This window comes from Streptomyces sp. NPDC040589 (assembly GCF_055594445.1).
Window position 1 is genome coordinate 143,293 of the sequence record NZ_JBVIWP010000004.1, and the last position, 14,420, is coordinate 157,712.

Annotated in this window: 8 protein-coding genes and 1 pseudogene; all 9 read right to left on the bottom strand. The window is 71.9% G+C overall.

All coding sequences use genetic code 11. The features are described 5' to 3' along the window. Position 1: 1 nt before the first annotated feature. Positions 2-1,252 (bottom strand): O-antigen ligase domain-containing protein, encoded by a 1,251-nt coding sequence (locus ACZ58V_RS18560; protein WP_471290864.1) that lies wholly within the window; start codon positions 1,250-1,252, stop codon positions 2-4. Further along, entirely contained in the window at positions 1,245-2,765 is a 1,521-nt protein-coding gene (locus ACZ58V_RS18565) for a right-handed parallel beta-helix repeat-containing protein (RefSeq protein ID WP_471290865.1), read from the bottom strand. The genes ACZ58V_RS18560 and ACZ58V_RS18565 overlap by 8 nt, the downstream gene beginning before the upstream one ends. An 8-nt stretch (positions 2,766-2,773) precedes the next feature. Then, a complete protein-coding gene (locus ACZ58V_RS18570; protein ID WP_471290867.1) occupies positions 2,774-4,744 on the bottom strand; it encodes a heparinase II/III family protein in 1,971 nt (656 codons plus the stop codon). Further along, complete coding sequence (locus tag ACZ58V_RS18575) at positions 4,741-6,924, bottom strand: bi-domain-containing oxidoreductase (protein WP_471290869.1); 2,184 nt, start codon at positions 6,922-6,924, stop codon at positions 4,741-4,743. Before ACZ58V_RS18575 ends, ACZ58V_RS18570 begins: the two co-directional genes overlap by 4 nt. 18 nt (positions 6,925-6,942) lie before the next feature. Continuing rightward, a complete protein-coding gene (asnB, locus tag ACZ58V_RS18580; protein WP_471290871.1) occupies positions 6,943-8,877 on the bottom strand; it encodes an asparagine synthase (glutamine-hydrolyzing) in 1,935 nt (644 codons plus the stop codon). 3 nt (positions 8,878-8,880) lie between these two features. Then, on the bottom strand, positions 8,881-10,428 hold the full coding sequence (locus tag ACZ58V_RS18585; protein ID WP_471290873.1) for a Wzz/FepE/Etk N-terminal domain-containing protein: 1,548 nt from the start codon (positions 10,426-10,428) through the stop codon (positions 8,881-8,883). Continuing rightward, the gene (locus ACZ58V_RS18590; RefSeq protein ID WP_471290875.1) at positions 10,425-11,795 is read right to left on the bottom strand and encodes a Wzz/FepE/Etk N-terminal domain-containing protein; all 1,371 of its coding nucleotides are present in this window, start codon (positions 11,793-11,795) and stop codon (positions 10,425-10,427) included. Before ACZ58V_RS18590 ends, ACZ58V_RS18585 begins: the two co-directional genes overlap by 4 nt. Then, a pseudogene (locus ACZ58V_RS18595) lies at positions 11,792-13,071 on the bottom strand (glycosyltransferase family 4 protein). Before ACZ58V_RS18595 ends, ACZ58V_RS18590 begins: the two are co-directional and overlap by 4 nt. After that, entirely contained in the window at positions 13,061-14,377 is a 1,317-nt protein-coding gene (locus ACZ58V_RS18600; protein WP_468188570.1) for a nucleotide sugar dehydrogenase, read from the bottom strand. Before ACZ58V_RS18600 ends, ACZ58V_RS18595 begins: the two are co-directional and overlap by 11 nt. Positions 14,378-14,420: the final 43 nt, after the last annotated feature.

The window sequence follows — 14,420 nt, forward strand, 5'->3', positions numbered from 1 at the left end:
GTCAGCTCACCTCCGATCTCTGGGCCCAGCGCGGGATGTGTCGTCGAGGGACGTCTGGCGTCGCGAGGGGAGCGGCCTCGGCGGGAGCCGCCAGCAGCGAGGCGGCCACGGCCAGATGCAGCAGATACGGCGAGGCGTCGCCCAGCCCGGCCTCGGTGTACGACGCGATCGCGCAGTAGCTGATCAGGAAGATCGCGCAGGCCCTCGACAGCGACGGTGGCCGCAGCAGCGCGACGCCGCCCAGCACGATGATGATCGCCGCCACCAGGGCGACGCCGGTCAGCCCCTGCTCGTGGTAGACGGCCAGCCAGCTGTTGTCGATCGGCAGCCCGCCGAACGACTTGTCGCCCAGGCCCGAGCCCAACAGGTACTCCGAGGTCGACCGGGGCGCTGCCAGCAGGGCGTCCCAGACCTTGGCCCGGCCGGTGAGGCTGGTGAAGTTCTCCTGGCTCTGTCCGCGCAGGAACCAGGCCTGCAGCAGGGAGCCGAACCCCACCGCTGCCACGGCCGCGCACAGCACCGCCCAGGCGAAGAACCGGCGTGCGACGGCACTGGTCAGGACGAGCGAGCCGATCGCCAACGCCAGCCCGATGAACAGGCCGAGCGTGGCCGTCCGGGTATGGGTCAGCGCGAGCAGGACGAACGCCGGCACGATGACCACCGCCGCGCCGCGCCGGTCGGTCCGGCGGCCCAGAACGAGCAGCACGGTGAGCCCGATGATCACCGCGGCGTACTGTCCGATCTGCGGCGGGGTGAGCGGCCACAACGCGCCGACCAGCCGCCCGCCGTAGAGCTCGGGCAGGGCGGCGCCCGGTGAGATGACCAGGCCGGCGGCCACTGACCCGAGGACCACGAAGTACATCCGGATGTGGTGCCGGACGAACGTCAGGCCGCCGTCCCACCAGCGGCTGAGGAGCCACAGCGTGCCGATGAAGAGGGCCAGCCGGGCGCAGCGGAACAGCGCGCCGAACCCGGACTCCAGGTCCGCGCTGGAGATCACGCTCGGCACCAGGAGCAGGGTGAGCAGGAACACGAAGGCACTGGCCCGGATGCGCAGCCGGAGATTGACGGCGAGCGCCAGCGCGAACGCGGCGACCAGCGCGCCCATGGTGACCATCTGGATGAGGGAGCGGGGCAGCGGGACGATGGTCTTCGCCCCGGCGGAGCCGAGCGTGTTGAGGATCAGCAGCCCCCAGGCCGTACCGACGATCTTCGACGTGTGGTCTGTGCGGTCCGGGCCGATCTCAACCACCGTCCCGTGCGCCGAAGGTGCTGCCCGCGTCCTGCCGGTACGGCGTGCCCTGCCACTGCACGAAGTCGAGCACCCGGCTCGGGTCGTGGGCGACGAACTTCCACGGTCCGAGGTAGACGTTGTCGTGCCAGCGGTTGTGCTGCTCGCGGGTGATCGCCTCGGCCACCCGCTCGCCCTGGTAGGGCGACCAGTCCGGATAGGTGCCGTAGTTGGCCAGCACCGCCATGCGGTCGCACTTGACCGTGCACTCGACGACGGACGTGTCCAGTACGAAGCGGTTGTGGTGGATGTCCACCCGCTGGGTCTTCCACCGGCAGTCGGCGTAGAGCGGTGCGGTGGCGATCGCCGGACGCGCGCAGCGGTCGGTGTCCTTCACCAGCAACGTGCAGTCACCGGAAGAGGTGTTGGCCGGGCTGTTGCAGAACCGGTCGGCGTTCTCCCACAGGGTGATCCCGGACCAGTTGTTCTCCAGCACGTTCCGATAGATCTCGATCTTGTCCGTGCGGGCTCGGATCCGTGGTTCGCCCCCGGACTCGGACAGGTAGACGGTCGCGAACGGGAAGGTGTCCCCGCGGTCGGCGTACCGGCGGCCCTCGACCCGGTTGTTCCGCCGGATCGTGTTCTTCCGGATGACCGCGTTGTAGCTGGTCTCGTAGATCAGCGCGGCCCCGTCGTTGGCCTCGAGCACGTTGTCCTCGACGCGGAAGTCGTTGTTGTTGGTGTCCGCCCACAGCCCGGCGCCGCGGTTGTCGTGCACCCAGTTGCCGCGTATGTCGGCGCCGTCGACGGCCCAGAACTTGACGCCTCCGGTGCAGCCGCAGCCCTGCCGCCGCCGCTCCCAGTCGTCGGTGTTGTTGCCCACGATCTCGTTGCCCTCGACCACCAGGCCGCTGATCCGGCCGGTGGCCTTGTACGCGTTCATGCCGTACTGGCCGTTGCCGCGCAGGCAACTGGCGCGGACCCGCTGGCGGGCACCGGCCATCAGCCCGGCGCCGGAGTTGTTCTGGATCGTCGCGTGCTCGATCACCCACCCGTCGGCCGAGTCATGGTTCACCACGCCCTCGTTGTGCGGTGCGACGAAACCCTGCACGGTCAGGTGGCGGATGGTGACGTCGCGGGCGGTACCGCCGAAGGCGTACTGGTTGGTCTTGCGGCCGTCGAGCACCGCGCCCGGCGCGCCGAGGTAGGTGCTCCCCTTCTTGGGGACGACCTGGGCGTAGCGTTCCGGCTCGAGCCTGTGCCGGCCCGGTCGGAGCCAGAAGGTGGTGTTCGGGGGGCTGCTCTTGGTCTTCGTGGCCAGGTCACCGGCCACCGCGGGGTCGACCGTCACCGCGCCCGCCGGTGCCTTCGCCGGTCCGGCCGCGGGCTCGGCGCACACCCGGGCCACGGACGTGGACGGCGCGGCGGTCGGCTTCGGCCGCGCGCCCGGCGTGCTCTCACAGCCGGTCGCCGCCAGCAGGGCCAGCGCCAGCGGTACCGCCGCCAACGCCTGGTGCCGCCACTTGATCCCCACGCGCCCCCCTAGCCGCGGAACTCGAGCACGGTGGTGAACCCCTCCGCGCCGTCGGTGAAGCCGGTGCCGACGAGCGTGGTGGAAGGCTCCTTGCGCCCGAAGCCGGCGGAGTACCAGCCCAGCGGCGGGTCGCTCTCGCCGCGATGGGCCCGCCAGGACAGCTGCCCGGGCAGGTCGAGCACCGCGGAGCGGTCCTCGCCGTCCCGGGTCCAGGTGAGCACGGCCCGGTTGCCCACCAGGTCCGCGGTGATCGCCGGGCCGAGGTGGAACGCGAGGCGCACGGCCCCGCGATCGCCGCGGACCTCGTCGACCACCCTCAGCTCCTGGCTCTCGGCCGTCAGTTCCACCCGGCGGCGGTGCACGAAGCGCTGGTAGCCGTCGTGCTCGGCGCTCCAGCGGGCCGTCCCCCCGTTGGAGTCGTCGGCTGTGTCCGTGACCAGGACGCGGCTGCGGGCCTGCCGCGTCCACAGGAACGGGCCGCCTGAGACGGACTGGTCAACGCCGTCCAGCTGCAGGGTGTTGTGGCCGAGCGTCGACCGGAAGTACTGCCGCCACTCGGGCTGCCCGTGGTAGCAGTACGTCCCCGGGTCGGCGAGCACGTCGACCCCGTCGTGCCGGACCTCCACGGACAGCGCGTCCGCGTGGGCGTGCGCGGCGATGGACAGGAACCCGTGCGGACCACCGTCGCAGCGGCACCAGATCTCCCCCTGACCACGCGGGGCCGGACCGCGCAGGATGGTCATGCCCGCGTCGGCGAAATGCGCCGGTCTGCTCGCCGGGCGTGCGGTTCCCTCCGTCGCGTACGGCCTGATGAGCGCGGCAAGAAGCGGGGTGCGCACATCGGTGCCGGTCACCGCCGGCCACCAGGCCAGCCGGCCGAACACGGCGTCCCCGGTGGCCAGCAGCGAGGCCCAGCGGTCGGTGCCCGGGCCGTCCACGACCAGACCGTGCCCGTCGTCCGCGTCCCCCTGGCGCGGCGGCCGTAACCGGTTGTCCACGACGGCCGCGAGCGCGTCGGTCATCCGCAGCAGCACCAGCCGGATCGACGCGGGGACCGGCACACCGGCGGCATCCGCCTCGGCCACCGCGGCCAGGCCGAGCTCCAGCACCAGTCCGTGATACTCGGTGGCCAGCTCGCGGTTGAGGCCGGATCCGAAGGTGTTGCCGCGCAGATGCCGCTCCAGCGACCGCAGCGCGTCGGCTCGCCAACGTGTCGAGGAGGGGAACCACCCGAACGCGCAGGCCGCTGCGAACTGCCCGGCGGCCTCGGCGATGACGTGGTTGTTCGCCGAGGACCCCCGGCTGGGGAACGCGGCCAGCCAGCGCTGGTGGTGCCAGATCTGGTTCAGCGCCACCGGGTTGCCCTCGAACAGCCCGGCCACGCCCGGCCAGCCGTCGAGCAGCCGGCGGATCCACACCCACGACAGCAGCCGGATCCCCAGCTCGATGCCGCTGATCCAGTGCACTCCGCGCAGCGGTGGGTTGGCCGTCCACCAGGACCGCAGGTGCGCGGCCACTCGCTCGGCGTACCGCTCGTTCCCGGTGATCGCGTAGGCGGCGGCGAGCACGGTGAGGTACTGGTGCCGGGACAGCTCCCAGATCTGCTTGATGTCCCCGACCGCGTCCTCGTTCCGGTAGGGCACGTCGAAGGCGTAGCCCCACGGCGCCCGGCGCCCGGTCTTCGGGTCGTACCACCAGTCCGGGTCGTCCAGGTCGTCGCGGACCACGCCGAAATACTCGGCGTGCCCGTACATCAGCCGGTCCGCCTCGGCGACGAGACGCTTCGCGGCGTCCGGAGGTATCGCGGTGATCGTCCCGGCGGGCAGTACCGCGGTGAAGCGGGCACCCCTCACGCCCGGGCAGTCCGGCCGCGCCGACCGCCACAGCCGTCTGCGCACCGCGTCGCCCGCCCGGCCGCCGACCTCCCGTGGTCCCATCCGGGACAGCCGCCGTAAGTACCAGCCCGCGCTCATGCTCACAGCGCCCTCGCCAGCGTCACCGGCGCGCCGCCGGACAGGCCGGCCCGCACGGCGAGGGTGGCCGACGTGGTGGCGACCAGCGACTCCAGCGGCACCGGCATCGGCCCGCCGGTCCGCACGGCCTTGACGAACGCGGCCAGCTCGGCGTTCTGCCCCTTGTCCCGGGCCTTGGGCAGCCGCGAACTGACCCACCGCTTGCGGCTGTGGACCGAGGCACGGACGAAGTCGTCGAGGCGCAGCACCTTGCCGTCCGCGACGAGGTCCAGCGTCTCCTTGGGGAAGCCGGGCGCGCCGGTGGTGACGTAACTGATGGTGGCGGTGGACCCGTCCGGGTAGCGCAGCACGACCTGCAGGTCCTCGCCGCCGGGCGTGGCGACCGCGTACACCGACTCCGGGTCGGCCCCGAGCAGCCAGCTCGCCGTGTCGATGAAGTGTCCGCCCTCCCCGGCGAACCGCGAGCCCTCGGTGCCCTGCTGGAGGTACCAGCTGCTGTGCTGCAGCCGGCCCGCGTTGACCAGGTAGCGCAGGCTCGCCGGCCCGGTCCGGGCGCCGAACCGCTCCTTGGCCTCCTGCAGCAGCGGCGCGAACCGGCGGTTGAAGCCCACCTGCAGCCGGTCGTTGCCGGACTCCTCCACCGCCGCGAGCACACCGGCCAGCTCGTCCTCGGTGAGTGCCAACGGCTTCTCCACGAACACGGCCTTGCCGGCCAGCAGCGCCCTTCGGGTCAGTTCGGCGTGCGAGCTGTGCCGGGTGACCACGAACACCGCGTCGACGGACTTGTCGCCGAGCACGGCGTCGATATCGGTGGTCGCCTCGGCGAAGCCGAACTTCCGCTGCGCGTTGGCCGCGGACAGCGCCGTCGTGGTGACGACGGTCGACAACTCGACGCCTTCGCGCCCCGCCAGGTGCGGCAGCAGCATCGACGTCGCGTAGTTTCCCGCGCCGACGAACGCCAGGCGCACCGGCGTCCTGGCGGACCGGGCCGGGGCGGACGCCTTGTCGCCGCGCCGCACCGCGGGCACGGTCACCGCCGAGGCCTCCGCCGCCTCCTCGTGCTGCTCGGGGTACCGGAACAGCACGGCCACGGCCTTCAACTCGCCGTCCTTCAGGCTCTGGTACGTCTCCACGGCGTCGTCGAAGTCCGCGACGTGGGAGACCAGCGGCTCCACGTCGACGCGGCGGCGGGCGACGAGATCGAGGAAGCACGCCAGGTTGCGGCGCTCGGTCCAGCGCACGTAGCCGATCGGGTAGTCGCGCCCCTCCAGTTCGTACTCCGGGTCGTAGCGCCCGGGGCCGTACGAGCGCGAGAACCGGACGTCGAGCTCTTTCTCGTAGTACGCGTTCCACGGCAGGTCCAGGCGGCACTTGCCGATGTCGACGACCCGGCCGCGGTCCCGGCACAAGCGGGCGGCCAGCTCGACGGGCTGGTTGCTGCCGCCGCCGGCGGCCAGATACACCTGGTCCACGCCGTGACCGCCGGTGAGTTCGGCGACGGCGGCTTCCACGGCCGCGGACGCGGGATCGCCGCAGGCCGCGGCGCCCAGGCGCGCGGCGAGTTCGCAGCGCACCGGGTCGGGGTCGGCCCCGACGACGCGGACTCCCGAGGCGGTGAGCAACTGCGCCACCAGCTGTCCGATCAGCCCGAGGCCGATGACCAGCGCCACCTCGCCGAGCTGCGGCTCGCCCTGGCGGACGCCCTGCATCGCGATCGAACCGACGGTGCCGAAGGCCGCGTGCCGCGGCGCGAGGCCGTCCGGCACCGGGGTGTAGAGGTTCTTCGGCACCCAGTTCAACTCGGCGTGCAACGCGTGCTCGTTGCCGGCGCAGGCCACGAGGTCGCCGACCTTCACATCGTCGATCCCGGCGCCTACCTGCTCGACCACCCCGCACAGCGAGTAGCCCAGCGGCGTGTAGGAGTCCAGCTTGCCCATCACCTTGCGGTAGGTGGCGGGCACCCCGTTGGTGGCCACGCTCTGCATGACCTTGGCCACCTGGTCCGGCCGGGAGCGGGCCTTGCCGAGCATCGACATGCCGGCCTCGGAGACCTTCATCATCTCGGTCCCGGTGGAGATCAGCGAGTAGGCGGTACGGACCAGCACACCGCCCGGCTTGCACCCCGGCACCGGCACGTCGAGCACCGCCAGCTCGCCGCTCTTGTAGTTCTGAACAACCTGCTTCACCCGAACTCCTCTGAATTCCTAAGCCGTTGACCGAGCGCTCTGACCGGACCCAGAGGTCGCGTCGCGATACCAGTACTCGAGGGTCAGCACATGCCACAGATGCTTGGAGAAGTCCCGCTGCCCGGCGGCGTCCTCGGCGACCATGCGCGCCAGCGCGTCGCGCCGCAGGAGCCCGGAGCTGACGAGCACCCCGTCCTCGACCACCTCGCGCACCAGCGGCGCGAGATCCCGGCTCATCCAGGCCCGCAGCGGGGCGCTGAACAGTCCCTTCGGCCGGTAGACGATCTCCCGGGGCAGGACCGAGCCGGCCGCCTCCTTGAGCACGGCCTTCCCCTGCCGCCCGACGATCTTCCGGTCGCCGGGCACCGCGAACGCCGCCCGCACCACCTCGACGTCCACGTACGGCACCCGCACCTCGGTCGACGCGGCCATGCTGGAGCGGTCGGTGTAGGCGAGGTTGAGGCCCGGCAGGAACATCCGGGCGTCGCCCAGGCACATCCGGTTGACGAAGTCGTCCAGGTCGTTGTCCTGGTAGACGTCCGCGTGCTCGGTCAGCACGTCCTCGACCGTCCCGGCCAGATCCGGATCGACCAGCGCGAGCAACTCGTCCTGGTCGTACATGGTGTAGCTGCGCCGGAACGCGGTCTCCTCCGGCAGATCGGCGAAGGACAGGAACCGCTTGGCGAACCGCACCGACCGGTACCCCCGGCGGGCCGTGGCGACCGGCAGCCGGTCCACGGCCGCGGACACCCCGCGCCGCAGCGGCCGCGGAACGCGCTGGTAGCGCAGCGCGAGCAGGTTCGCGAGGTGCTTGCGGTAGCCGGCGAACAACTCGTCGGCGCCCATCCCGGACAGCATCACCTTGACCCCGGCCTCCCGGGCGGCCTGGCAGATCAGATATGTGTTGATCGCCGCGGGGTCCCCGATCGGCTCGTCCAGGCTGTACGTCATCTGCGGCAGCAGGTCGAGCACGTTCGGCGCGATCTCGATCTCGTGCAGGTCGACGCCGAACCGCTCGGCGACCTGCCGCGCGTAGCGCAGATCGTCAGGCATCGCCTCGAACTTGGCGTCCTCGGCGCGGAAACCGATCGTGTACGCGGAGATCCCGGGCTGGTGACGGGCCGCCAGCGCGGTCAGATAGCTGGAGTCGAGCCCGCCGGAGAGGAACGTCGCCACGGGTACGTCGGAGAGCAGATGGCGCCGGGTCGACTCCTCGACGATGGCGGCCAGGTCCGGCAGCTCACCGCTGCGGGCCCGCTCCCGGCCCTCGGCGGCGACGTCCTTCAGGTTCCAGTACCGGCCGCGCTCCACCCGGCCGTCGGGACGGCACCTGAGCCAGCTCCCCGGCGGCAGCTTCTCCGCCTCACGGAACGCGCACCGCGAGTCCGGCACCCAGTAGTAGAGGAGCGAGGCCACCAGCGCCCCATGGTCCACCTCCAGCGCCCCGCCGGTCGCGGCGGCCAGCGCCTTGAGCTCGGAGGCGAACACCAGCCCCTCGCCGCGCCGGAGCAGGAACAGCGGCTTGATGCCCAACTGGTCGCGGACGAGCACCAGTTCACCGGTGCGTTCGTCGAAGATCCCGAACGCGAACATGCCGCGCAGCCGGGGCAGGCAGTCGGTGCCCCAGCGCCGCCAGGCCTCCAGCACCACCTCGGTGTCCGAGGTACCGCGGAAGCGCACCCCGGCCGCTGCCAGTTCGGCACGCAGCTCGGGCGCGTTGTAGAGCTCGCCGTTGTACGTCAGGACGAGGCCGCCCGAGACCATCGGCTGGGCGCCGGTCTCGGACAGGTCGATGATGGCCAGCCGGCGGTGCCCGAGGTGCACTTCGGCGTCACCGGCGGGGTGGCTGTACCGGCCCGCCCCGTCCGGACCGCGGTGGGCGAGGGTGTCGGTGAGCCGGTCGGTCACGACCTTCCCGTCCGGCCAACGGTATGTACCTGCGATGCCACACATGTGCTACCGCGCCTCCTGGTCGTTGTCCGGGACCCGTGCGGCCCACATCGCCGGCTCTGCCCGCCGCCGGCCCTCCCCCACTGCCTGAACGGCGTGGGAGGTACCCCCACCGTTCTGCCGGGCAGGCCGCTCGGTCCGGCCGCGCAGCGCGGTCTGCGGCCCGTCCCACAGCGTGCCGTCGGTCCGGTCACGCGGATCGGGGTCGATCAGCACCACACCGATCACCGCGATGCGCTGGTCCGCGAGCTGCCGTGCCACGGTGTGCAGCCATGCCGCGCTGCCGTGCCCTGCCCGCACGACGAGCACGGTCCGGGTGCCGAGGTACTGGAGGTCGGTCCACGCCGTGCCGGGCGCCACCGAGCCGACGCCGAACCGGCGCTCCTGAGGTGACACGTCCTCGGCCCGCTCACCGCCGACCACGGTCGGGTCTCCCGGCTTCGGACGGCGGTTGGCCAGCTGTCGGCCGGGCAGACCATCGACGATGACCACCGGGCCCTCCGCCGCCAGTGTCCCGGCGAGGTCCAGGGCGATCACGCTCGTGCCGCGCGCACAGCCCAGTTCCAGCAGCGACACCGGTTCCGCGGAGCCGCGCACGGTGCGGGCCAGGAACGTGCTGAGCCTGGTCCGTGCCGCCCGGATCCGTCGGCGCCGCCACAGCCCGGCCGGCCGGTGGGGCAGCTCCGCGATGACCGAGGCGCCGAGGTTCGCCGCGATCTCCCGGCGCAGCACGGGGCGGTCCGCCACCACCGTGCCGACCGCGGCCACCGCGAGCCCGAGGACGAGCCCGAGGACGAGCCCGAGGGCGGCGTTGGTGGCAGCGGTCCTGGGCAGGGAGTGCCGTACCGCGTGCGGGGCGTCCACGATCTGTGTGCCGGCGATGAGCTGGGGCGTGCCGATGCGGGCCTCCGCGGCGCGCTGGCCGAAGTCGGTGATCCGCGAGGTGAGTTCGGCCCGGCGGGCGAAGAGCGACTCCATGTCCGCCGACGCCTGCGGGTCGCCCTGCGGCGGTCCGTCTCCGATCGCCTTGTTGACCTGGGCGAGTTCGTCCCGCATGCGGTCACGCTGGTCGAGCAGGGTCTTGGCCTCGGCGTTCGCGGCTTCCCGTATCCGTCTCACATGGTCCGCGACGAACGCGTCGGCCAGCGCCTTGGCGCGGGCCACCGCTTCCGTGTCGCTGTCACCTGTCGCGGTGATCTGCAGCAGGTTGTTGGTCAAGCCGATGCCCCCGTAGTCCCGCATGAAGTCCTCCGGTTTCTCGGGGGACTTGAGTGCCTTCAGGGCCTCGCCGGCGATCCGCGTGGTGTGCAGCAGCTCGACGTCGGTGCGGATCAGTGTTCCGGGGTCGTTCGGCTGGTCCTCCTGATGCGCGACCAGCACCTTGGTCACCGCGGTCGGCGGTGGCGGCATGAGGATCGCCACCGCCGCGCCGACGAGCAGCCCCAGCAGCGCCATGGCGCCCCAGAGGCGGCGCCGCCTGCGCACCGCGACCACCAGCGCCTGCAGGTCCAGCAGCGGAGCGGCCGACGACTCCGACGTCGTACTCGTCGTCACCTCGAACCTCCCGCCGCGCTGTCGCCGACCGCGAGCGCCGGCGTGGCGGCATCCCGAGGACGGCCGGCAGACCGCGTCGGACGGGCCCGGACCGTGCCGGAGGCGAGGACGATGCCGACGACCTCGTGCCGGGCGTCCGCACACGCCTCGGCGATGCCGGCGAGTTCCCCCGCGGTCCAGCTGCCCGCGCTGAGCACGACCAGGGCCCCGGACTCGTTGTCGCGGTCCGGCACCATCGGCCGGGACACCGAGACCCCCACCACGCGCAGCAGCGGATCGCCCTCGGCCCCGGCGACGAGCTGCCCGGCGGCCCGGCGGGCGATCTCGTCGCCGTCCGGGACGACGACCAGGAGCCGCCGGGGGGCCGGCAGTTGCTCCCGGAGGCGGGCGCACACCCGCCGGTAGCGGATCTGCCTGCCGGTGTCGTCGCCGGACGTCTGCGGACTCGGTAGGTCCCACCGGATGTCGACGCCCAGCAGCCGGCGGATCCGGGCCCGCGGGGCACGGTCTTCCCGCCGGTGCGCGGGCTGTTCACCGGGTACGTCGACGGTGCCCAGCAGCGCCGATCCCAGTGCCGCGGCGATCTCCGGTTCGGTGCGCAGCCGGCGACTCATCCGCGCGGCGGTGAGATGGCCGATGATCGCGAGCAGGAAGAACAGCAGCGCCCCGGCGACGATGAGCTGCGTCCTCGTCGGCGGTGCCTCGCCGGCCGGCCGGGCCGCCGGCCCCATGAGGACCATGTTGGCCTTGTCGGCTGCCGGGTCGGCCTCGTCCAGCTTGTTGACGGCCTCCTGCAGCGTGGTGCGCAGCTTCGCGAGTTCGGTGCGGGTCTGCACGCTCTCCACGGTCCGCCCCGGATCGGCCGCATCGGCCAGCTCGGTGATGCGGCGGCCGGTCTGCACCACCAGCTGCCGCAGTGCCTCGGGCCGCGCCGCCGCGTCGGCGTCGGTGTCGTCGCCCGCGATCCGCGCGGCGAACGCGACGAACTGCTGGGCCACCTGGTCGGAGAGCCGCTGTGCGCGCTCCGGGGTGTCGGCCGTGCCCGAGATCTTGATGATGTTCCCGTCGGCGGCCTGGGCGCTCACCCGATCCCGCAGTTCGCTGCCGCTGACCCCGGTCCAGCCGATCGCGGCGGCCGCGCGGTCGACCACCACCGAACTGCTCGCGATCTCCGTCTGGGTCAGCAGCTCGCGCTCCTCCCACGCCCCCGGCAGCAGCACCGATGCCGATGTCGTGTATCGCGGAGGAAACAGCAGAGAGGTGCCGTAGCCGACCAGCGCGCCCACCACCGTGAGGATGATGAGAAGCCGCCCGCGCCGACGGATAATCCGCCCGATCGTGACCAGGCGTATCGTTTCATCGCTCAACAGTGCGGCCTCTTCCCTGCCTGGTACGGGTCGCTCTCGACACGGGAGCTTGATCACGGCAGGCAGCGGCATAGGCGGCGAGCAGCGACGCTTGCGAGTTCCGCCAGGAGAGCGGCCCGCTGATCCGCTCCTGGCCGATCTTGCCCATCCGGGCCCGCTGCTCCGGATCGTCCAGCAGCCGCGCGATGAGCCCGGCGAACTCGGCCTCGTCGTCGGCGGGCGCGTAGACGGCGGCGTCACCGGCGGAGACGCGCGCCTCCCGGAGGTCGAACGAGACGATCGGCCGGCCCATCACCATGTATTCCAGAACCTTGTTCATGGTCGACACGTCGTTGAGCGGATTGCGCGGGTCGGGGGAGAGGCACACGTCCGCGGTGGACAGGTAGCGCACCAGGTCGGCGTCCGGAATGCGTCCGGTGAACTGCACCTGCTCCGAGAGCCCGAGCCGCCGGGACAGCTCCACCATCGCGTCGAAGGCGTCGCCCGCTCCGACGAACACCGCGTGCCAGTCGGTCCGCCCGAGGTCGTCGCGCAGCTTCGCGAGCGCCCGCAAGGCGTAGTCGACACCGTCCTGCGGGCCCATGACGCCCAGGTAGCACAGCAGATGAGGCTTGCCGCGCTTCAGCTCCGGCTCGGGCGGTACGGGATGGAACCGGTCGATGTCAGGCGCGCTGCGCACCACGAAGACATCCTCCGGCCGCCGACCGCCACGGCGCACCGCGACGTCCCGGTAGCTCTCGTTCGTGGCGAGCACGACGTCCGCGGCCCGGTAGGTCAGCCGTTCCAGCGCGCACACGGCCCGGTAGAGCAGGTCTTCACCGCGGTCGAACCGGGAGAGGTACAGCTCGGGTACCAGGTCGTGCTGGTCGAAGACGAACCGCGCGCCGCGCCTCTTCATCCACCGTGCGGGCAGGAACAGCAGGTCGGGCGGGTTGCAGGCGTGGACCACGTCGACCGGGCCGACCTTGCGGGCGAGCCGGACCGTATGCCACAACGCCGATCCGTACTCCCGCAGATAGCCGGCCGGCCCTCCGGTGGCGGCGCGCAACGGGTAGCGGTGGATCCGCACCCCGTCGATCTCCGCCTCCGGCTCCGTGTCCCGCTTCTCCCCCCGGGGACAGATGACGTGCACTTCCCAGCCCGCGTCGCGCAGCGTCGTGCACTCCTGCCACACCCGCCGGTCGAACGGCACCGACAGGTTCTCCACCAGGATCAGCGCGCGCCGGTCCGACCGATCGCCGCCGGCTGTCTCACCGAACGATGTGTTACCAAGCAAGGCCCACGTACCCCGGTTCGGTCTGACGCGCCTCGGCGTCGGGAAGGCGGATGAGGTCGACGATCACGGGGCCGTCGCCATGGGGCAGCGCCGACAGCACGGCCGGATCCCTGGTCCCGACCAGGCACACCTCGGCGTGCTCGAGCACCTCGTCGACGGAGTCCGCGAGCAGCTGCGCGAGGTGCGGCAGCCGGCTCTCGATGTACTCGCGGTTCGCGCCGAGCAGCCGGGAGAGGCTGACATTGGCGTCGTAGATCTTGAGGTCGTAGCCCTTGCCGAAGAGCCTCTCCGCCATCTCGACGAGCGGGCTCTCACGGAGGTCGTCGGTGCCGGGTTTGAAGGACAGCCCGAACAGGCCCACACGGCGTTTGCCGGTGCGCTCGACCAGGTCCACCGCGCGTTGCAGATGGTCGGAGTTGGAGGGCAGCACATGGGAGAGGATGGGCACCGAGACGTCGGCCCGCTGCGCCGCGTGGACCAGGCTGCGCAGGTCCTTGGGCAGGCAGGAGCCGCCGAAGGCGAAACCGGGCCGCAGGTAGGCGGGGCTGATGTTCAGCTTGCGGTCGGCCAGGAACACGTCCATCACCTGGTGCGAGTCCACCCCGAGTGCCTGGCACACCGCGCCCAGCTCGTTCGCGAAGCCGATCTTGAGGCCGTGGAACGCGTTGTCCGCGTACTTGATCGCCTCGGCCGTCGGGATCGGCACCCGGAACGCCTCGCCGGGCAAGCCGTCGTACAGCGCCGCCACCGCGTCGCCGCTTGCCGGGTCGAGTTCGCCGATGACGGTCTTGGGCGGGTCGAAGAAGTCCCGCACGCTCGTGCCCTCGCGCAGGAACTCCGGGTTGACCGCGACCCCGATGTCCACTCCGGCGGTACCGCCGACGGACTTCTCCAGGATCGGCACCAGCAGGTTCAGGCAGGTGCCCGGGAGCATGGTGCTGCGGAACACCACGGTGTGCCGCCCGCCGCGCTCGGCCAGCGCGGCGCCGATCTCCTCGGTGACCCGCTCCAAGTACGTGGTGCACAGACTGCCGTTGGGCTCCGACGGCGTGCCCACACAGACCAGCGACACCTCGCTGCCCATGATCGCCTCGCGGACGTCACCGGTGGCGCGTAACGCTCCGGTCCGCACGACCTCGGCGATGAGCTCGCCGATCCGCTCCTCGACCACCGGGGCCTTGCCGTCGTTGACCAGGTCGACCTTCACCTGGTTCACGTCCACCCCGATGACCTCGTGACCCATGCTGGCCAGGCACGCGGCCGACACACAGCCCACGTAGCCGAGCCCGAAAACGCTGACTCTCATGACTCGTTCCTCCCCCCAGGCAGGCCCTGACGGCCTGCGGTCC

What these genes read in the sequence shown, in the direction of transcription:
- ACZ58V_RS18600 (WP_468188570.1), bottom strand. Translation starts at nt 14,377, where the DNA reads ATGAGAGTCAGCGTTTTCGGGCTCGGCTACGTGGGCTGTGTGTCGGCC.
- asnB (WP_471290871.1), bottom strand. Translation starts at nt 8,877, where the DNA reads ATGTGTGGCATCGCAGGTACATACCGTTGGCCGGACGGGAAGGTCGTG.